The sequence below is a fragment of the Vreelandella alkaliphila genome (assembly GCF_016107625.1).
Taxonomy (GTDB): domain Bacteria; phylum Pseudomonadota; class Gammaproteobacteria; order Pseudomonadales; family Halomonadaceae; genus Vreelandella; species Vreelandella alkaliphila.
Genome location: NZ_JABASV010000007.1, coordinates 75,968 through 96,749, shown reverse-complemented (window position 1 = coordinate 96,749; position 20,782 = coordinate 75,968). Strand labels below are relative to the sequence as shown.

The 20,782-nt window shown below is 55.2% G+C and carries 19 protein-coding genes; 8 read left to right on the top strand and 11 right to left on the bottom strand.

Annotated elements, in window-relative coordinates:
- Positions 1-56 precede the first annotated feature (56 nt).
- The 7 genes from JFC11_RS12125 to JFC11_RS12095 are packed head-to-tail and all read right to left on the bottom strand — an operon-like array spanning position 57 to position 9,659.
- Positions 57-1,319 carry a molybdopterin molybdotransferase MoeA gene (locus JFC11_RS12125; protein WP_198349636.1) on the bottom strand — a complete coding sequence of 421 codons (1,263 nt, stop codon included), beginning with the start codon at positions 1,317-1,319 and terminating at the stop codon, positions 57-59.
- Positions 1,316-1,894, bottom strand: a complete 579-nt coding sequence (moaB, locus tag JFC11_RS12120) for a molybdenum cofactor biosynthesis protein B (RefSeq protein WP_120386877.1) — start codon at positions 1,892-1,894, stop codon at positions 1,316-1,318. Before moaB ends, JFC11_RS12125 begins: the two co-directional genes overlap by 4 nt.
- Positions 1,895-1,929: 35 nt before the next feature.
- The gene (locus tag JFC11_RS12115; protein WP_198349635.1) at positions 1,930-2,751 is read right to left on the bottom strand and encodes a peptidylprolyl isomerase; all 822 of its coding nucleotides are present in this window, start codon (positions 2,749-2,751) and stop codon (positions 1,930-1,932) included.
- A 40-nt stretch (positions 2,752-2,791) separates the two neighbouring features.
- Positions 2,792-3,484, bottom strand: a complete 693-nt coding sequence (gene narI / locus JFC11_RS12110; protein ID WP_198349634.1) for a respiratory nitrate reductase subunit gamma — start codon at positions 3,482-3,484, stop codon at positions 2,792-2,794.
- Between the two features lie 13 nt (positions 3,485-3,497).
- Complete coding sequence (narJ, locus tag JFC11_RS12105; protein WP_198349633.1) at positions 3,498-4,310, bottom strand: nitrate reductase molybdenum cofactor assembly chaperone; 813 nt, start codon at positions 4,308-4,310, stop codon at positions 3,498-3,500.
- The gene (narH, locus tag JFC11_RS12100; RefSeq protein ID WP_198349632.1) at positions 4,303-5,865 is read right to left on the bottom strand and encodes a nitrate reductase subunit beta; all 1,563 of its coding nucleotides are present in this window, start codon (positions 5,863-5,865) and stop codon (positions 4,303-4,305) included. The genes narJ and narH overlap by 8 nt, the downstream gene beginning before the upstream one ends.
- Positions 5,862-9,659 carry a nitrate reductase subunit alpha gene (locus JFC11_RS12095; protein ID WP_198349631.1) on the bottom strand — a complete coding sequence of 1,266 codons (3,798 nt, stop codon included), beginning with the start codon at positions 9,657-9,659 and terminating at the stop codon, positions 5,862-5,864. The genes narH and JFC11_RS12095 overlap by 4 nt, the downstream gene beginning before the upstream one ends.
- A 311-nt stretch (positions 9,660-9,970) precedes the next feature.
- Between JFC11_RS12095 and JFC11_RS12090 the strand changes: the two genes are divergently transcribed.
- Complete coding sequence (locus tag JFC11_RS12090; RefSeq protein ID WP_198349630.1) at positions 9,971-10,417, top strand: Rrf2 family transcriptional regulator; 447 nt, start codon at positions 9,971-9,973, stop codon at positions 10,415-10,417.
- 6 nt (positions 10,418-10,423) lie between these two features.
- Here JFC11_RS12090 and JFC11_RS12085 read toward each other — a convergent pair whose 3' ends face one another.
- Positions 10,424-11,635, bottom strand: coding sequence for an NnrS family protein (locus JFC11_RS12085; protein ID WP_095603050.1), 1,212 nt, complete (start codon positions 11,633-11,635; stop codon positions 10,424-10,426).
- Positions 11,636-11,793: 158 nt separating this feature from the next.
- Between JFC11_RS12085 and hmpA the strand changes: the two genes are divergently transcribed.
- The 3 genes from hmpA to JFC11_RS12070 all read left to right on the top strand — a co-directional run bounded on the left by hmpA (position 11,794) and on the right by JFC11_RS12070 (position 14,137).
- Positions 11,794-12,966: an NO-inducible flavohemoprotein gene (hmpA, locus tag JFC11_RS12080; protein WP_198349629.1), complete on the top strand. Its 1,173-nt coding sequence runs from the start codon at positions 11,794-11,796 to the stop codon at positions 12,964-12,966.
- 184 nt (positions 12,967-13,150) lie between these two features.
- Entirely contained in the window at positions 13,151-13,717 is a 567-nt protein-coding gene (locus JFC11_RS12075) for a Yip1 family protein (RefSeq protein WP_038484890.1), read from the top strand.
- A 69-nt stretch (positions 13,718-13,786) separates the two neighbouring features.
- A complete protein-coding gene (locus JFC11_RS12070; protein WP_198349628.1) occupies positions 13,787-14,137 on the top strand; it encodes a DUF488 domain-containing protein in 351 nt (116 codons plus the stop codon).
- Here the strand turns inward: JFC11_RS12070 and JFC11_RS12065 are convergent, their stop codons facing one another.
- From JFC11_RS12065 to JFC11_RS12055, 3 genes are all read right to left on the bottom strand, one after another.
- Positions 14,138-14,524, bottom strand: coding sequence for a SirB2 family protein (locus JFC11_RS12065; protein ID WP_198349627.1), 387 nt, complete (start codon positions 14,522-14,524; stop codon positions 14,138-14,140).
- An 11-nt stretch (positions 14,525-14,535) separates the two neighbouring features.
- Entirely contained in the window at positions 14,536-14,928 is a 393-nt protein-coding gene (locus tag JFC11_RS12060; RefSeq protein WP_198349689.1) for a ribonucleotide reductase subunit alpha, read from the bottom strand.
- A gap of 114 nt (positions 14,929-15,042) precedes the next feature.
- Entirely contained in the window at positions 15,043-15,612 is a 570-nt protein-coding gene (locus JFC11_RS12055) for a hypothetical protein (RefSeq protein WP_232482891.1), read from the bottom strand.
- A gap of 177 nt (positions 15,613-15,789) precedes the next feature.
- On the opposite strand from JFC11_RS12055, the gene JFC11_RS12050 reads away from it, so the two are divergent.
- From JFC11_RS12050 to JFC11_RS12035, 4 genes are all read left to right on the top strand, one after another.
- On the top strand, positions 15,790-17,688 hold the full coding sequence (locus JFC11_RS12050; protein ID WP_198349625.1) for a type IV pili methyl-accepting chemotaxis transducer N-terminal domain-containing protein: 1,899 nt from the start codon (positions 15,790-15,792) through the stop codon (positions 17,686-17,688).
- Complete coding sequence (gene narL / locus JFC11_RS12045; RefSeq protein WP_089674621.1) at positions 17,688-18,356, top strand: two-component system response regulator NarL; 669 nt, start codon at positions 17,688-17,690, stop codon at positions 18,354-18,356. Before JFC11_RS12050 ends, narL begins: the two co-directional genes overlap by 1 nt.
- A 238-nt stretch (positions 18,357-18,594) precedes the next feature.
- Positions 18,595-20,187, top strand: coding sequence for an MFS transporter (locus JFC11_RS12040; protein WP_198349624.1), 1,593 nt, complete (start codon positions 18,595-18,597; stop codon positions 20,185-20,187).
- A gap of 92 nt (positions 20,188-20,279) precedes the next feature.
- On the top strand, positions 20,280-20,738 hold the full coding sequence (locus JFC11_RS12035; protein WP_198349623.1) for a universal stress protein: 459 nt from the start codon (positions 20,280-20,282) through the stop codon (positions 20,736-20,738).
- Positions 20,739-20,782 lie beyond the last annotated feature (44 nt).

Genomic DNA, 20,782 nt, shown 5'->3' with positions numbered 1-20,782 from the left:
CATACCCTCTCCTATAAAAAACTAACGAGGTCAGTGGTCACGACTGAAAAAGTGATTCAAGCGGCGAACTGATTGATGGGGTAGTAGTGATACGCCTCCCCTTCAGCCACATCGGTTTCGGAGTTAATCATTAAATAACCATCAGCTTGGCTAGCCGCACCAAGCATATGCGAGCCCTGGCCGCCCGCTAACTGCGCCACGGGACTCCCCTGTGACCAATCCAACACTACCCGTAATAGCTCGCAGCGCCCTTTGGGCCCACGCTGAGAGAAGCCCGCTGTTACTGGAAAACACTGTAACGCAGCTAAGTGTCGACCCTGCATAGCATGAATAAACGGCAGCGCCAGCAGTTGCCAGCCCACCAGGGAGGCCACGGGGTTACCCGGCAGCGCCATTAACGGCGTGCAAGTGGAAGGCTCCGCGCCCAGATAACCGAATGCAAAAGGCTTTCCGGGTTTCATCGCAACACCATGAAAATGTAGCCCACCGCGCTGCTCGATCACCGGACGAACGTGATCCTCCTCGCCTACCGAAACGCCACCGGTGCATATCACCACATCTGCAATGGTTTGTGCGTGCTCAAAGGCCTGGTGCAATGACTGCGGCGAATCAGCGATGACGCCCAGATCCAGTACATCGCACTGCGCTTGTGCGAGCAGTACGTTAAGCATGGCGCGATTGCTGTCGTATACCTGTCCCGGAGATCGCACCGCGCCTGGGGCAATCAGCTCATCGCCGGTTGAGAGCAATGCCACCCGTAGGCGCCGCTTGACGGCAACGATATTGATCCCGTGGCTTGCCAGAAGCGCAATCGACGCTGAGTCAAGAAACTTACCCGCAGCGAGTAGCGGGGTTCCCATGCGGGTTTCCTCGCCTTGACGGCGAATATTAGCGCCTAGCACCAAGCTACCCTCGAGGTGTATATGCCCACGCTTATCAAGGGTTACCCGCTCTTGAGGCACCACAATATCAGCCCCTATGGGTACCGGCGCGCCGGTGAAAATACGCGCGCAGCCCCCTTCGGGTAGCAGCATGACACCTGCGCCAGCTGGCACGCGTTGAAGAATGGGTAGGCCTGCACCGCGAGGTGCCGCTTGGTAATCAGCCAGACACAGCGCGTAACCATCCATAGCGCTATTGTCCACGCCCGGCATATCGAGAGGTGCAACCACCATTTCTGCCAGCACTCGCCCCGCCGACTGTTCAAGGGAGACGTTTTCTACGGCATTAATCGGCGTGGCTGCGTCGATAACTCGTTGGCGTGCATCAAATAAATTTAATAAGCCGGGCGTGACTATTTCTGCGCATTGACAGTTCATAAGCGCTCCGAAACATGCGACGTCGTTTCTACTTGACGTCCACTACAAGCAGGAGCAGAAGGCAACACCATTGCTACAAAGTTGCAGGGCCGAGTGCGGGAGTCCAACTGCAATGAGATGATTTTTTCCCACGCCAATTCACATGCTTTGGGCGAACCGGGCATCGCAAACAACAGTGTCTGGTTGGCAACCCCCGCCACTGCCCTAGATTGAATAGTCGACGTGCCAATCGTTTGCAGAGAGTAGTAGCGAAACAGCTCGCCATACCCCTCAATTGCTTTGTCAAAAAGAGGAACTAACGCCTCAGGTGTGGTATCGCGAGCAGTGAAGCCCGTACCGCCATTCACCAGTATCGTCTGAATTTCTTTACGCGCAATCCATTCCGAAACCACAGCACGAACCTGATAAATATCATCAGGCACGATGCGCCGCTCCATTAGGTTATGGCCGCTTTCAATAAGATGCGCGGCGAGTAAGTCACCACTGCCATCCTCATCGAATCCACGCGTATCGGAAACGGTTAACACCGCGATGCCAAGCGGAATGAAAAGAGCATCTACAGGAACATGGGACATCAAGCCTCTCCTATTAGCTTTCCTATTGCTTCAAGCTATTGCATCAAGCTGCCGCCAGCATCGTCATCCAGCACAATCCCTTCGACGCCTATTTCGCTCTCTAACATCAGCAAATAGTGACGCAGCGCACGTCGAGTTGCCTGCTCCCGAAGGCTATGGCGCACCCGGTCAATCACTTGATCGAAAGGTAACGCCCTACCTTCTCTGCGCTCGTCAATACTGACCACATGCCAGCCATAGCGAGACGCCAAGGGGCGCTCATGTAGACCTTCGGGCAGGTGCTGCAAAGCGCGGTCCAACTCTGGAACGGTTTGCCCCGACACTAGCCAACCCAAATCACCATCCAGCTCTTTTGAAGGGCACGCGGAGTGGTGTTGAGCAAATTCGGCAAACCGTTCGGGTATCTGATTAAGCTGTTCGAGTAGCTTTTCGCCAAGCTGGTAAGCATCGTCGCGACCCTGGGAGTCATCGGGTGCGGCCGCGAGCAGGATATGCCGAACGCGTAACTGCACTGGTTCGCTAAAGCGCTCACGGTGGGTGTCAAAAAAGCGCTGGCAATCTGCTTCCCCCGGTTCGGGCACCTCAAGCTCCTGTTCTAGCAAAGCAGCAATCGCCGCATCTTCCTGTGCCTCGCTAACGTCCTGTGTCGATAGTAGGCCCAGGACGCTAGCACGCTGGCGAAGCAGCTCTCTGACCACCAACGCACGGGCGGCCTGAAGCTGAGCCTCCCCCGCCGTTTCGGCGGGGTGGTACTGCATCTCCAACGCAATCGTTGCTTCATCGATAGGGGTGTCGCCGACACGTACCGGAGGCGCAGCGACGCCCCCAGGTATCTGTTCGATATCAATCATCTGCATGTTATTTCTCCTCTAGGCCTGGCCGAGCACTAGCCAGTTTTTAGCTGCGGCGGCGGACAAGCTGATAACGCCGGGTCACATAACCAAACGGCGCGCTCCACACATGCACCAAGCGGGTAAAGGGGAACAGCAGGATGATGGTTAAGCCGATAAAGATATGCAGTTTGTAGATCCACGACACTTCCTGCATGTAATCCGCCGCACCGCCGCTGAAGAACACAATCGACTGCGCCCAGCTGGAGAGTGTCAGCATCATCTCGCCGTCCATATGGCCCAACGAGAAGATGATGGTCACCATACCCAGGCACGCTTGTAAGACGATCAAGCCCAGGATCAAGGTATCCATCATGCTCGACGACGCCTTTACGCGCGGGTTGGTCAGACGACGATAGAGCAACATGGCGCCGCCCACCACGCACATGGCACCGGCAATACCGCCCACCACGATAGCCACTAGCTGTTTAGTACCGGCGTGCAGGAACGGCTCATAAACCCAGTGCGGTGTGAGCATGCCTACCAGATGGCCGAAGAAAATCACGATAATACCGATATGAAACAGGTTGCTGCCCAGGCGCATATTCTTTGAAGAGAGCATCTGGCTAGAACCGGTCTTCCAGGTGTACTGACCGTGATCAAAACGGAGCAGGCTGCCAAGCAGAAACACCGTGCCAGCTAGATAGGGGTAGTAACCGTAGATCAGATGGGTTAAGTAATGCGCAATCGCGTCATACATGGTGATTCTCCTATTAACGATCGGCGGAAGGAGCGGAAGAAGCATTTAAAGACGGAGCAGGCATAATGCGTACCGGCTGGCTCTGAACGGTGTGCTTGCGCTCAGCCAAGCGACGACCTTCAGCAGACTGCAGCGCACAGTCTTCGTCAGAGGTCGCTGAGAAACGCACCGCTTCTTCTTCCCATACGGCGTCCAAGGCTTCGGGGGTGTTGTCCGGCACTTCTTTTTTGACCTGGGGCCGATGCTCCTCGACATCTCCCTCGGCGCCGATCAACGCCAATAGTGACAGTGGTACCAGGGCGTGATCCGCACCCCGCTCCTCCAGCCGAGCCGTCAGCAACGCTAGAATATGGCGTATTTCGCCCAGCCAGCGGCCAATTTCGGCTTCGTCGCACATTGAGAGATACTCAAGAAATACCGGTAGATGATCGGGCAGTTCACGGGCATCCAGCTCAAAACCGGCCGCGCTGTACTCGGCCATAAGATCCACCATGGCCTGACCACGGTCACGTGATTCACCGTGAACGTGCTCGAATAGCAGCAGCGACGTAGCTCGCCCCTTATCGAACATAGCGACGTACTCGGCCTGCAGCTCAAGCAGGTCGCCCTCTTGGAGACGCTGACACCACTCCATTAGTGACGACTTGAGAGCCACCCCCAGGCGGCGCTCGGCATTGAGAATTTCGATGAGTTCGCCGCAGGCATCCTGCAGTTCCTGGGTCGGGTAATCGAGCAGGCGGGCCAGTACGCGTAGGCTACGCATACCCTGTAGCGGCTCGAACGACGGCTCTACCAGGGTCGGCGATTGGGTAGCGGCTTCAGTCATGCCGAGACTCCTCAAGTTGTGGCTGCGGGTCGAAGACCTCTACCGGTTTCACCAACACGCTGGTCTGCTTACGGCCATTAAACAGGTTGGGCTGGCTCTCACCATGGCAACCATCACCAAAGGTAAAGCCGCATCCTCCCCGTTCCGGGAAGGCTTCGGTGGCCATTTCCCGATGGCTGGTGGGGATCACAAACCGATCCTCGTAGTTGGCAATGGCCAGGTAGCGGTACATCTCCTCTACTTGGGCGACGCTCAGCCCCACGGCATCGAGCACGTCGGCGTTGGGGGCACCCTCTACGTGCTTGCCGCGCATGTAGACACGCATCGCCATTAAGCGCTTGAGTGCCAACACCACGGGCTCCTCTTCACCGGCAGTCAACAGGTTAGCCAGGTACTTCACCGGGATACGCAGTGATTCAATCTTGGGCAGGATGCCGTCAAACTCCACATGCCCCGCCTCAGCGGCGGACTGAATCGGCGACAGCGGCGGCACGTACCACACCATCGGCAGCGTGCGGTATTCCGGGTGCAGTGGCAGCGCCAACCCCCAGTCGATAGCCATCTTGTAGACCGGAGAGGCCTGGGCGGCTTTGATGACGTTATCCTGGATGCCATCCCGCTTGGCCTGGGCAATCACTTCCGGATCGTTGGGATCTAGGAAAATCTCGCACTGGCGATGGTAGAGGTCACGCTCATCCGGCGAGCTTGCCACTTCCTCGATGCGATCAGCGTCATACAGCAGTACGCCGAGATAGCGAATGCGGCCCACACAGGTCTCGGAGCAGATGGTCGGCTGGCCGGTCTCGATACGCGGATAACAGAAGATACACTTCTCGGACTTACCGCTTTTCCAGTTGTAGTAGATCTTCTTGTAGGGGCAGCCGGAGATACACATACGCCAGCCACGGCACTTGTCCTGGTCGATTAGAACGATGCCGTCCTCTTCCCGCTTGTAGATCGCACCGCTGGGGCAGGACGCCACACAGGTGGGGTTCAAGCAGTGCTCGCACAGCCGCGGCAAATACATCATGAAGGTGTTTTCGAACTGGCCGTAGATATCTGCCTGCACCTTGTCGAAGTTGGCGTCTTTGCGCCGCTTGGCGAACTCGGTGCCGAGAATCTCTTCCCAGTTGGGGCCCCACTCGATCTTTTTCATGCGCTGACCGGAAATCAGCGAGCGCGGACGTGCCACCGGCTGGTGCTCGCCGATCTTGGCAGTATGCAGGTGTTGGTAGTCGAACGTGAACGGCTCATAGTAGTCATCCATCTCGGGCAAGTCGGGGTTGGCGAAAATGTTCGCCAGCACCCGCCATTTGCCACCAATACGCGGCTCAATCCGACCATCGTTACGGCGCATCCAGCCGCCCTTCCACTTGGCCTGGTTCTCCCACTCTTTGGGATAGCCGATACCGGGCTTGGTCTCGACATTGTTGAACCAGGCGTACTCCATACCTTCGCGACTGGTCCAGACATTTTTGCAGGTCACCGAACAGGTGTGGCAACCAATACACTTATCAAGGTTGAGAACCATGCCTACCTGGGAACGAATTTTCATTTCACGGCCTCCTGAGCACTGTTCTTTTGAACACTGTCATTGCCTTCACCATCCAGCCATTCAATGTGTTTCATCTTGCGCACTAACACGAACTCATCGCGGTTTGAGCCGACGGTGCCGTAGTAATTAAAACTGTAAGAGAGCTGCGCGTAGCCGCCGATCATATGGGTTGGCTTGGGGCAGACACGGGTGACCGAGTTGTGAATACCGCCCCGCGTACCGGTGACCTCAGAGCCAGGGACGTTCACGTTGCGCTCCTGGGCGTGGTACATCATCACCATGCCCGCTTTGACCCGCTGGCTGACCACTGCCCGCGCGGCAATCGAGCCGTTGGCGTTGTAGACCTCGATCCAGTCGTTGTCCTCGATATCAATCTCAGCCGCATCTGCCTCGGAGAGCCACACCACCGGGCCGCCTCGGTTAAGCGTCAACATCAGCAGGTTGTCCGAGTAAGTGGAGTGGATGCCCCACTTCTGGTGCGGCGTGAGGAAGTTCAGCGCCTTGCTCTTGAAGCCGTTGTCGGCGGGAAGCTGGAAGCCTTTGGCCGCCTTGGTATCGATGGGCGGACGATAGACCAGCAGGCTTTCACCGAATGCGCGCATCCAGGCATGATCCTGATAGAACTGCTGACGACCACTCACGGTGCGCCATGGAATCAGCTCGTGAACGTTGGTGTAACCGGCGTTATAGGAGACATGCTCATCCTCAAGGCCGGACCAGGTCGGGCTGGAGATAATCTTGCGTGGCTGAGCGACGATATCGCGGAAGCGAATTTTCTCTTCGTGCTTAGGCTTAGCCAAATGCGTGTGATCACGCCCGGTAATCTTGGAAAGCGCATCCCACGCTTTTACTGCCACGGCGCCATTGGTTTCCGGTGCCAGGGTGAGAATCATCTCGGCGGCATCGATGGCGCTGTCGATCAACGGACGCCCTTTATGCGGACCATCCAGCTTGCGATGGTTGAGTTTGCCCAGCAGCTCGACTTCCGCATCGGTGTTCCAAGCGATACCCTTGCCGCCGTTACCGATGCTTTCCAGCAGCGGCCCTACGGAGGTGAAGCGCTCATAGGTTTCGGGATAGTTGCGCTTGACTTCAATCAGCGATGGCATGGTCTTGCCGGGAATCGGCGCGCATTCGCCCTTCTTCCAATCCATCACCGCCGGTTGGGCCAACTCTCCTGGCGAGTCATGCTGCATCGGCAGCGTGACCAGGTCGGTCTCTTCGCCCAGGTGGCCGACACACACCTTGGAGAATGCTTTGGCAATACCCTTATAAATATCCCAGTCACTGCGCGATTCCCAAGCTGGGTCGGTGGCGGCAGTCAAGGGGTGAATAAAGGGGTGCATGTCAGAAGTGTTAAGGTCGTCCTTCTCATACCAGGTCGCCGTAGGCAGCACGATATCCGAGTAGAGGCAGGTGGTGGACATGCGGAAATCCAGCGTCACCAGCAGGTCGAGCTTGCCTTCCGGCGCCTCGTCACGCCATACCACTTCTTCGGGCTTCTGGCCGCCGAAGTCGCCCAGATCTTTACCCTGAATACCGTGGCGAGTACCCAGCAGGTACTTGAGCATGTACTCATGGCCCTTACCGGAACTACCAAGCAGGTTGGAGCGCCAGATGAACATATTACGTGGGAAGTTCTCTGGCGCATCCGGGTCTTCCGCTGCAAAGCGCAGTTCACCCTTCTTGAGCTGCTGAACGGCATAATCGGCTGTCGACATACCCGCGGCTTCGGCTTTTTTCGCTAGGCGTAGCGGGTTAGTGTCCAGCTGTGGTGCTGACGGCAGCCAGCCCATGCGCTCAGCACGCACGTTAAAGTCAATCAGGCTACCGGGGTAATCCTCGGCCTTGGCCAACGGCGAAAGAATTTCTTTAATCTCGAGCTTCTCGTAGCGCCACTGGGAGGAGTGACTATAGAAGAAGGAAGTAGAGTTCATATGGCGCGGCGGGCGCTGCCAGTCGAGGCCAAAGGCCAAAGGCGTCCAGCCGGTCTGTGGGCGCAGTTTTTCCTGACCAACATAGTGAGCCCAGCCGCCACCGCTCTGACCGATACAGCCACACATAACCAGCATATTAATCAGGCCGCGGTAGTTCATATCCATGTGGTACCAGTGGTTCATACCGGCACCGACGATGATCATGCTACGGCCGTTGGTTTTATTGGCGTTATCGGCAAATTCACGGGCAATGCGGGTGCACTGCTCTGCAGGGACGCCGGTGATTTTCTCCTGCCACGCAGGGGTATAGGGACGAATCTGATCAAATGAGGTCGCGCCATCATCTTCGCCGTCGCCAACAAAGCCACGGTCGATACCGTAGTTGGCACACATCAGATCAAAAACGGTGACCGCCAGCATGTCGCTGCCATCGGCTCTCTTTAAGCGTTTGGCGGGCAAATTGTGGAACAGTAGGTCATCGGCGGCGCCTACACCGGCCCCTTTGACGTGCTCAAAGTGCTCGTGCTCGATGCCACCGAAGTAAGGGAACGCCACGCGCGCGACGCTATCGTAGTGGTTAACCAAACTTAGCAACGGCTTGATTTCAGTGCCTGCGGCGTCCAGCGATTCCAGATTCCACTTGCCCACTTCGTCGCCAGTTTCGCCCCAGCGGAAACCGATTGAACCGCGTGGCACCACCAGCTGGTCACGGGTTTCGTCCCAGGCAACGGTTTTCCACTCGGGATTGTTTTCCTGACCCAGGGCAGCATCAAAATCACTTGCACGCAGTTGGCGACCCGGTGCGAAGCTGCCATCTTCACGCACTTCCAGTTCCACCAGGAACGGCATGTCGGTATAGCGGCGCACATAGTCAGTGAAGTAAGCACTCGGGTTATCGAGGTGGAACTCTTTGAGAATGACGTGGCCCATGGCCATCGCCAGGGCGGCATCGGTGCCCTGCTTGGCGGAAAGCCACTCGTCGGTCAGCTTGGAGACTTCGGCATAATCCGGGGTGATCGAGACCGTCTTAGTGCCCTTGTAACGTACTTCGGTAAAGAAGTGGGCATCCGGGGTACGCGTTTGAGGCACATTAGAGCCCCAGGCGATAATATAGCCGGAGTTGTACCAGTCAGCGGATTCAGGTACGTCGGTCTGCTCACCCCAGGTCATTGGCGAGGCCGGCGGCAAGTCACAGTACCAGTCGTAGAAGCTCATGCAGACGCCGCCTATCAGCGACAGGTAGCGGCTACCCGCGGCGTAGCTGACCATCGACATGGCAGGAATCGGCGAAAAGCCAAGGATACGATCAGGGCCGTACTGCTTAGCGGTGTAAACGTTAGAGGCAGCGACCAGCTCGTTGAGCTCATCCCAGTTACCGCGAACGAAGCCGCCCATGCCGCGGGCACGCTTGTACTGTTTAGTTTTGGCAGGGTCTTCAACAATAGACGCCCAGGCGTCGACCGGGTCTGGATTAGCCTTGAGCGCTTCGCGCCATAGCGCCAGCAACGGCTTACGAATCAACGGGTACTTGAGGCGGTTAGCGCTGTACAGATACCAGGAGTAGCTGGCGCCGCGGGGGCAGCCACGCGGCTCATGGTTAGGCAGGTCGGGACGGGTACGGGGGTAGTCAGTCTGCTGGGTTTCCCAGGTAACTAAACCGTTTTTGACGTAGATCTTCCAGCTACAGGAGCCGGTGCAGTTCACCCCATGGGTGCTGCGTACCACTTTGTCGTGCTGCCAGCGGGCACGATAGCTATCTTCCCACTGGCGGGATTCGCTGCGTAGTTCACCGTGTTCGTTGGCAAAAGGCTCGCGGGACTTGCGGAAGAAATTCAGCCGATCTATGAAGTGACTCATGGTCGATCTCCAGGCTCCTCGGAAATTTGCGTACCCGCCAGGCGGGCTCCATGGAGTGGATTCTGCGTGATCGACAAGGGAATTACTGCGTGATTACCTCCATATACACCCTATCTACCCCCAAGGTGATAGAGCGGCCAACGTAAAGGAATAGACGATTGGCACTGTTGAAATTAAACCGTGCTTGAATGCTTGCTGTAGCGGAGCGGAATATGCTCGCAGGCCTTCAACTACGTTTACATTGCAACTCACTTAACATTCATACAACATGCTTTTTATAGCTGGATTACTCTCGGAGCAAAGCACACTCCATGCACCTCACCCGATTCACTGATTATTCGATACGCGTATTAATCTTTCTTGCGACCAAGGGAGAAGAGCGCTCTACGATTCACGAGATTGCCGAGACCTTTAATATCTCACGCAATCATTTGATGAAAATCGTTCAAGAGCTAAGTCAAAAGAACTACGTTACCGCTATTCGTGGCAAGAATGGCGGCTTACTGCTGACACGGGACCCCGCAACCATTGGGTTAGGCGAGCTAGTACGCGAGATGGAGCATGACATGGCGTTAGTGGAGTGCTTTCATAGCGACAACGCCTGCATCATTACGCCTGCATGTCGCCTTCAACCGATTCTTAATGATGCACTGTCAGCATTTATAGGTGTGCTAGACCACTATACGTTGGCCGACCTGCTGGGCAGTCAACAATCTCAACTGGAGCAACTTATGCGCATTCCTACCGTCAGCGCATAGCACTCCCTAGCCATCCTGACCGTCGACTCGCGCCTGCATCAGCGGCCAAGTGTAGTGCGCGAGAAATATTGCGTAGGCTAAACACCAGAAGATGATGCTCAGCGTATAGGTCCAGTGGGTAATCTGAGGAAATAACGCCAAGACGGGTGAGCGCACCAAGGCGGCTATTAGCATTAAGCCCAGCGCCACACCAATACCAGGCAATGTGCGTATGGGGCGGCCCGTATGACCTAGCGAAACCCTGGCCATCATGGCCAGCATCATGGTGCCCATGCCACCAATGGTCAGAGCGTGCACGGCAAGTTCAACGCGCATCAGCCCCATGAGTGCCAAGACCCACATGACAAGCCCTAGCGGAATGCAGGCGTAACTACCATGGAGCCCCCAAAGTAAAGGTTCACGCCAGCTATGCAACCCACCCCAACGCGCCATGCGAACAGTGTTGGCCAACGCTGCTAAGAGCATCACTCCCCCCATTAATAAAGTAGGAATGGCAACCCCCAACATGATGACCAGCTGCAGCACGACTACGCCAGCCGTACTCAACAGCGTCACTCCTTCGAGCAAAGCAATAGGTTCAGGTTTGGTGCGGCCCAAACGATTGGCAGTGAACATGGCAATCACGCGTCCGCCCACGACGGTCATCATCAGTGTGATTAACAGTACGGCTAAGTAGGCGGCTTGGCGGATCAGCTCGGCGTCGCCTTGCACCACCCCTAAGTGCATCGCCAGGTTAGCCGTGGCAAACAGCAACAGCACAGGTACAAAGATCAAGTTGCGCCAACGCTTTGCGGTGATAACGAGACGCGCCATAACAATAGCGACAATTGGCAGAAACGCTAGGTCAACCGTCAGCAACATCCACTCCGGCAGCCCCATGGGGAAAGCCATCAGCCCCCGACCTAATAGCCATAGCACCACCAGACCCAGCAGCGGCCCGCCGTTTAAACTCGGCAACCCTGTCCAGTTACGCACAGCGGTTAGTAAAAATCCTGCTACCACCGCCGCGGCAAAGCCAAACAACATTTCATGCTGATGCCAGAAAACCAGACCGCCATAAGGTCGCAGCAAAATAGTGCCGTGCCAGAAGGCCAACCACACCAAGAGGGACGCCACACTAAACAGCGCGGCCAGCAGAAAGAAAGGCCTAAAAGCCAGGCGCATTAAGGGTAAATGCTTAAGCTTAGAAACAGGCTGGGATGAGGTGGTCGTTGACATGGCGTAATCCCGACTAATTTACTTGGAAATATGAGTGTGCGCCTAGACATCAACAAAGACCATGACATGCATCAAAAATACATCTTATGGCTAGCTTTTGTAGACCCATATCATTAAGATGTATTTTGAATACATTTTAATATACCGAGGTAGTAATAGTGCTAACACATGAGCAGGAAAAGCTGATCAACGCGACAGCTCCCATCGTGGCCGAACACCTAAATGCGATTACCCAACGCTTCTATCCGCTGATGTTTAGCCGCTATCCAGAGGTCAAACCGCTTTTTAATGAGGTACACCAGCAAAGCGGCGGCCAGCCCCGCGCACTGGCCAACGCCGTGTTGGCCTATGTGCAACTACGCAGTAATCCAGCTCAGGCGCGTGCTACTTTGGATGTCGTGGTCAGTAAACACGTCTCGCTAGGCATTCTTCCCGAGCAGTACCCTATTGTCGGTGAATGCCTACTGGCGGCCATTGGCGAAGTGCTGGGTGAAGCTGTCACCCCGGAAATCGCCGACGCATGGGGCGCTCTATATAACGAGCTTGCCGCCCTGTTAATTGACCTGGAAGATCAGCGCTATCGTGAGTTTGAACAGCGCCCTGGCGGATGGCGTGGCACACGCCGTTTCAAGATTGCCAGTACCCAGCAGGAAAGTGCTTTAATTCGTTCTTTTATCCTTGAGCCCGAGGATGGGGAGCGAGTGGCTGACCATGAGCCGGGGCAGTATATCGGTGTACGTCTAACCATTAATGGCGAGCTGGTTTATCGGCATTACAGCCTCTCAGACACGCCGAATGGTCAAAGCTATCGAATCTCGATCAAACGCGAAGAACAGGGCCAAGTCAGCCGCCACTTCCACGATGTCTTACAACCCGGCGATACCTTGGAACTATTACCACCAGCAGGTGACCTCACGCTGATTGAAGGTGACGAGCCTCTGCTGCTTGCCAGCGGCGGCGTTGGGCAAACGCCCCTGCTCCCCATGGCACGCCATGCCCTGTCCCTTGGGCGGCAAGTTATCTATCTACACGCCGCCCTGGATGCCGAACATCAGGCCTTTAAAGGTGAATTAGAGACGCTGAAAAGCGAGTATCCTCAACGCCTTAAGGCTGTCCGCATTCATGAGCGTGGCAACGAAGCCGAACATATTGGTCGTATCGACCGCAGCTTATTAGCTCACTACCTGCCTGATCTTAAGGCGCGCTGCTATTTCGTCGGCCCTCAAGGGTTTATGACAGCGATTAATAATGCGTTGTCTGAATTGGGAGTCGACGAGGATCGCCGACACTTTGAGCACTTTGGCCCCTCACGCCCACTCGACGCAGCTTAATAATGGGCGGCCTCGGCATCTACCTGAGGCCGCTCATTAACAGCTCAGCCAACTGCGGTCCTCTCGTTAGATGAAAGCAGAACTACCTTGACAGAACCGCCAGTAAGTCCTACTCCTTAAATAACATCACAACATGATATTTTAATTATCAGCTACGATCTCAACCGGCGGCGAGGCTAACACAATGACCCCTCTAAGCATTATTCAATTGCCCTTTACCCATTTAGCGGGATGGAAAGACCTCCAGCAACGCCATCCTTCAATCGCCACTCTGGCCTGGTGCATCGTGCTGCCCATGTCGTTACTCCCCCCGGTGATGCTCTATTACGCGGGCACACACTACGGAGATATTTTTGCTCCAGGCTTTGCTGACCGACAGTGGCGCTTCATCACTACCATTCTGTTCTTGGCTGAGCTGCTCACCTTCTTCGTGATGGGCTGGCTAATTCACGCGGTGGTCAATAGCGATCGGGATCTATCAATTAGCTACCACGACGCTTATCTGGTGGCAGCCCTAGCACCTTTACCACTTTGGTCTGCAGCGATCGCCCTGCTGATCCCTAGCCTGTTGTTCAATACCCTGATAGTGCTAGTAGCACTTGGTATCTCTTGCAGTTTGGTCTACCACGGGTTGCAGGCTCTGTGTAAACGCTCAGCAAATGACGTCACAACAATGTCTGTAACTTACACCGTTATGGCCGCCGGAATGCTGGCATGGGGTCTACTGATGGCTATTGTTTGGGCTTATTAAACTTCAGGTAGAACGGAGGCTACTAACTCGCTAGGTTTAGAGGGCGATACAGTGACTAACGAGGTAACGATGAGTATCGAATTAAAGCGTGCCTACGAATCACCGCACAACAAGGATGGTTATCGTGTTCTCGTCGATGGTATCTGGCCACGCGGGGTGTCCAAGGAGGATGCTAAAATTAATGAGTGGCGTAAGGAAATTGCACCGAGCAGCGAGCTTCGCAAAGCGTTTCATACTGACTCACTCGATTGGAATGGCTTCCGCCGACGCTATCTCAAAGAATTAACGTCCTATCGCGAGACTCTTCGGGACCTTGCACAACGTGCCAGGAAAGAGCGAGTTACTCTGGTGTTTGCTTCTAAGGAAGAGCGCCGCAACAATGCCGAGGTACTTCGCCAGTACTTAAGAATGCTGAAATAATCAGCCCAACCAGGAAAGCGGGCTGTGGTGAATAGCAGCCCCCACCATATAGGCAAAGATGGCCACCGCCACTACCGCGGCTAGGGCTCGCACCGTTGGCGTAGCCCCGCGCTTAATCGCAATGGTGCCAATACCGATATAGGCCAGCAGCGCCAGTAACTTGGCGCCAAGCCAAGGAAGCTGCCAGGGCCATACGGAAAGCAATACCATCAAAGTCACCCCCAGTCCCAACAGAGCCGTATCAATAAGATGAGGCAATATCTTGACCCAACGGGCGTTGAGTCGCGGACTTTCCTGCACCGACCACCAGGCACGCACTACGAAGAGCGTGATGCTCAGCGCAGCGGCCGTCATGTGCAGGTGCTTGATGAGGAAATAGTGCTCCATGGTAACCGTCCCTAGCCGACGTTAACCGCATTGCCGTGATGATCGAAGGCAAGATAGGCGGTGATATTACCCATTTGCAGCGACTCCATCATACGCTGAAGCTGGCGTTCAACCTCGGCATCATCTTTTGGGTCGTCCATGGCAGCAGTGAAGACTAAATCCCATTCGATCTCGGTACGGCGTGACTCCTCGACCAACGCCGCCATACTGCTCAGTTCCTGCATCGACTTATCTACGCATACCACCGGCACCAATACACCCCCTTCACCCTGCTCGAAGCGACGGCGCTGTTCAGCATCGGGGAAATCGGGCAGCTCTGCGCGAACAAACACAAACAGCAGGCGCTGGGGCTTAGGTTGTTTACGCGCTTCCTGCAGTAAATCGGCAAACGTCGCTATAGTCATAAAATCGGTGGTCATAACAACTGTGGTCATAAAGTGAGCCTTATCGCTAGTAGTTAAGAATCAGAAGGAGAGAGAGAGTAGTTAAGAATGAACAGGTGAGACTAATAGGCGGCGTTACTCAGGTGACTCTACGAAAAGCCACAGCAGCAGCATTACCATAAACAGAGGGATCAACAGGCTAAGTGGCGCTGCGCGCCAACCATAGGCTTGGACGACCAGAGGTGCTATTCGCTGGGAAAGCCCGACACCTGCCGCTAAAGCCACACAAAGGGCGATACAAAGACACACCCAACGGCCAGGCATCCAGCCTTTGGCGTGGGCGATGCCGGTGGTAATCACCGCCCCTCCCAGCCCAAGCCCAGCCCCTACCAACAAAAACTCCCACGGCTGGCTTGCCATCCCAAATCCGCCCAGCGCCAACGCTAGCCCCAGTAATAGCCATTGCATCAAGCGGCAGGTGTCGCCCCGTTTGGCGATATACCAGGCTGGCCATGCCAACAGCACACCACTCATCAACGGTACCAACACATAGACAGGCTGCTTTGCAAGCAGGGCATAAAGTGTCCAGCTAGCCACCGCTAAAGCGCTTGCTAGCGGCATTAGCAGCATGGCTACCAGCGACTGATAACCATTCACTGGCTGTATTGATGTCTCCAACGTGGGAGGCGGCACAGATGATGGCATGGCGTTTCCCAGCGAGGGTATAAAGACATCGGAAGACATGCCAGAATTGTCGGTAAATACTGGGCGTAGGTCAAAAAGGCATCGGAGGTAGGCTGGCTAACCCTAAAGGAATAGCCCTCGTATCGAAATGCAGACAGTGCCACACTCGCTTACCTCTTTCGCGCTATCGGAAATGCCATGAAATTACTTCAGCGCTCCCTGGTTGCTCGCATCATTGCGTCCCTGCTTGCCATTAGCGGGATGGCGCTCATCAGTATCACCCTGACTATGACAATGTCTAACAGCAGCCGTGGCGATGCTGCCGCGATTAATGTCGCTGGCTCATTACGCATGAATGCCTATCAGATTATGGGAGCCTTGCAACGCCTGGAGTATGCTCCAGAGGAGACAAGCGCAGAACAGCTCGAAGGACTGATTTCGAGCTTCGATCAACGCTTGTATGGCACAACGCTACAACAAACGATCCCCATTGATGATCGTCATGAGCGCCGCCGCCAACTGGAAAAACTTCAGAGCTACTGGCAACACTCGCTTCGCCCGGCACTAGAGGCTCCGGCCGCTGCCACGGCGCTAGACCTCGCTACGCTAGAAATGATGATCGTTGAGATGGTCAGTGACATTGAAGTGCTAGTGACCTATCTGGAGCAGAGCACCGAGGCTAAGGTGCGGCTACTGGGGATGATGCAACTGCTTTTTCTGGTGCTGATCGCTATCGTGGTTTCGATAGCCCTTTACGATGTTCGCCATAACCTGGTAGTGCCGCTGCGCCAGTTGATGGTGCTTGCCCGCGAGGCGGCGCAACGTAATTTCAAGCCACGCTCAGAGCTACGCGGCAGTGATGAGCTGGCTTTGCTGGGCCACACCTTTAATAAGATGTCTGCCGAGCTGGCAACCAGCTACGCCGCATTGGAAGACAAGGTATCGCGCAAGAAACAGGAGCTTGAGCGCAGCAATCAGGCGCTGCGAGTAATGCATGATGCCAGCCGTTCACTGTATGGCGGCGGTAACGACCTTTGCTCTAGCGCAGCACCTATGCTGCGCGAACTGGAAAACCTGCTGGATATCGGGCCGATTCGGCTTTCCCTCAACGATCCTTTCGACCAACGGGAAATGCCGGTTTTGGAAACCCACTCACGTACCCGGCCAGAGTATTGCCGTGACCAGGAGTGCCACGCCTGCCTGATTGATCCCCGCCCCTTGGAGATGGTGTCCAATAACCAGTCCCAATGTTTACTGCTACCTATCAGCGTCGGCGACACGCTGCTTGGCACCCTGGAAGTGTGGTATCACCAGGAGCGGCTCAACGATAGCACCCGTCGGTTGCTCACCATGTTAGCCGATCAGTTGGCCACGGCGGTGTACCTGCAGCGGCGTATCGAGGAGCAGCAGCACGTCACGCTGATCAACGAGCGGACCATCATTGCCCGCGAACTTCACGACTCGCTAGCCCAATCGCTCTCTTATCTAAAGATGCAGGTGGCGCGACTCGAACGTATGCAGCAAAAAGAAGCCTCTCGAGAGATGCAGTCTGCGGTATTCGACGAGCTGCGTACCGGTTTAAACAGCGCCTATCGTCAACTGCGTGAACTGCTTACTACCTTCCGGCTCAAACTAGAGGGGCCAGGGCTGCAATTTGCCTTACGCCAAACCATCGAAGAGTTTAGCCAGCGCATGGAGATAACGGTTGAGCTTGACTACGATGTGCCGCCTTACCTACTTAATCCCAATGAAGAAATTCACGTGCTGCAGATCATTCGCGAGGCGCTGGCTAATACCCACAAGCACGCCCAAGCCCACTGGGCTGGGGTCACTGTGCATTTCGCCGATGCTCGCCTGTTAGTGCGTATTGAGGATGATGGTATCGGCCTGGAAGACGATAGCTCGCCGCCTATGCACTACGGTTTGGTGATCATTCGCGACCGAACCACTACCCTGAACGGGGAGCTGAGTATCACCAATCGCCCCGCTGGGGGAGCCAGCATTGAGATAGCCTTCACCCCGTTGACTGCACGATTAATTCAGCAGCAGCCTGTTACGGCTGCCTCAGACTCTCACTTAGGTACAGGGGCTTCTTAATGACGCTGACCACTGCCAACGATACACCCGCCACTCTAATGATTATTGATGACCACCCGCTACTGAGGCGTGGCGTCGCCCAGTTGCTTGAACTAGAGGACGATCTTGAACTGGTTGGCGAGACGGGCGACCCTGAAGAGGGCATTGCACTGGCTCTCAAACTGGAGCCTGACTTGGTTTTACTGGATTTAAACATGCCGGGCGTTAATGGCTTAGAAGCCTTGCGCCGCCTACGGGAAGCCAACTATAGCGGCCGTGTGGTGATGTTCACTGTTTCCGACCATGAGGATGATGTGGTCGCGGCGCTGCGCAACGGTGCCGACGGTTATCTGCTAAAGGATATGGAGCCTGAAGACATGGTGCGCCAGCTGCGTCAAGCTGCTTTGGGACGCATGGTCATCAGCGAAAGTCTAACCGCCCTACTCGCTGAAGCGCTGCGTAATCAGCGCAATGCCCCCACCACTCCGGATATTCATAGTCTGACGCAGCGTGAACGCGAAATTCTACAACAGCTTGCTAGCGGACTCTCCAACAAGCTCATCGCGCGCAAGCTGGATATTACCGAAGGCACGGTCAAGGTTCACGTCAAGCATCTGCTCAAAAAGCTCAACTTACGCTCCCGTGTCGAAGCCGCCGTCTGGGCAGTCCAAGAAGGTATCGATCACTAGTCGATTCTGTGTGGTTACCTCCAAAGACTCACAGAGTACTTCTGCCCTGACCCGCCTTTACCCCCTGTCGATTTTTTCTCTTTAAAATCAACGAATCGAGGCTTTTCAGCGACTACCTCTCAAGAGGTATGTCGCTGTTTTTAATGTCATTTTCACCTATTTCCCAATGTCTTCCTCCAGCGTATCTTGCTTTCTAACTGCTAGATGCAGAAAGGTTCGATGCCAAGGGGAAATCGCCATGAGCAAGAGAAATGCCGACATTGAGAAGTGGGATGTCGAAGACGCCCAATTCTGGGAACAGGAAGGCAAGCACATTGCCAACCGCAATCTATGGATATCCATCCCCAGCCTGCTGATGGGATTCGCTGTCTGGATGATGTGGGGAATGATTACCACCCAAATGCAGAACCTGGGTTTTTCGTTCACGGTTAACCAGCTATTTTCACTGACGGCACTTGCCGGTCTAGCAGGTGCCACACTGCGCATCCCAGCATCGTTCATGATCCGCATCGCTGGCGGGCGTAACACTATCTTCCTGACCACCGCGCTATTGATGATCCCCGCTGCTGGCACTGGTATCGCCTTGATGAACTCAGGCACGCCGTTTTGGGTATTCCAGGCGTTGGCGCTACTGTCCGGTATCGGTGGCGGTAACTTCGCTTGTTCAATGAGCAACATTTCCACTTTTTATCCCAGCAAACAGCAAGGTTACGCCCTGGGCATGAATGCAGGCCTCGGTAATTTCGGCGTCACTACCATGCAGATTGTCATCCCACTGGTAATGACCGTCGGCATTTTCGGCGCTATAGCCGGTTCGCCAATGGAATTGCAAAGCGCTAGCGGTACGTTGATCGGCCGGATCGAAGCAGGGACTGATACCTGGATCCAGAATGCTGGCTTTATCTGGCTTGTATTTCTGATCCCATTAGCGTTCGCCGGTTGGTTTGGCATGAATAATCTCCGCACTATTACGCCCAACCCTGGTTCGCCGCTGGCGGCTTTCAGCAAAATATTAGGCCTCTACGGCGTCGGCATGGTGACCGCGGTTATCGGCATGTTGGCTCTAGGCTGGCTTAATATGTGGATTGCCTTGCCGCTAACCATTGTTCTAACCCTGGTGTTGTTGCGCCTGATTCCTGGCGATATCAAGCCCAATATCCAGAAGCAATTCGCGATATTTTCCAATAAGCACACTTGGTCAATGACCATTCTCTATATCCTGACCTTCGGCTCCTTTATTGGCTTCTCTGCAGCCCTGCCGCTCTCTATCAACGTCATCTTCGGCAACATGATGGAAGCGACTGCCGATGGCACGCTGATTCGCGTGGCCAACCCAGAGGCGCCCAGCGCTTTAACCTGGGCCTGGATAGGCCCCTTCGTGGGCGCTCTGATCCGTCCGCTGGGCGGATGGATCTCCGACAAAGTGGGCGGCTCCATCGTTACCCAAATAATCTCTGCGATCATGGTGGTCGCCTCTGTCGCCACTGGCTACGTAATGATGCAGGCCTATAACGCCACTGATCCTAATCAATTCTTTTGGCTATTCCTGCTGCTATTCATCGTGTTATTCGCTGCCAGTGGTATCGGCAACGGCTCTACCTTCCGCAGCATCGGCGTGATTTTCGACCAGCAGCAGAAAGGCCCGGTTCTTGGCTGGACCTCTGCCGTCGCTGCCTATGGCGCCTTCATCGCCCCGCGGGTAATGGGCGAGCAAATCCAGGCCGGCACACCAGAACTTGCCATGTATGGCTTTGCGGTCTTCTACACCATCTGCCTGGTCATCAACTGGTGGTTCTATCTACGCAAAAGTGCCTACGTAAAGAACCCCTGAGCTACGTTTAGAACCCCTAAATAGGGCTTGCTTCTTTACGCTCGGAGCCAAGCTCCGGGTCTTTACCCCCTACCCCAATGCGGGAGGACACCATGAAAATCATGATCGCCTATGACGGTTCGCGAAACGCCAAGCTGGCTCTTGCTCAGGTCGTCAATATGTTCCGCTGTAACCAACCTCTGCTGATACTCGTCGGCGTGGTGGAAAACCCACTCGACGCTACCGATAACAACGAGGTGCTTTTTCAGCAGGAGCACGATGAGGTTAAACAGCACCTTCAAGAGGGTGTGGCGTTCGCTATCGGCGAGGGCTTTCAAGCCGAGCAGCTTCTCGCCGAGGGTGACGCACGCAAGATGCTGCTTGAGGCTACTCGCAAACTCTCGCCTGACCTACTGGTCATTGCCCGCCATAGCCATCAACCGGATGGCGGCATCATCGCCAAGTCATTGACTTACTTCGTTGATGAGCTCGACTACATGACTTTTGGCAGCGTCAGTTCGTTCCTGGCCCGGCGCGCCGAGTGTCCCTTATTGATCCTACCCAGCCCTTGAGTAGCCTCTCCCTCCCTTTGGCATAGACCACATTTGGGACACAG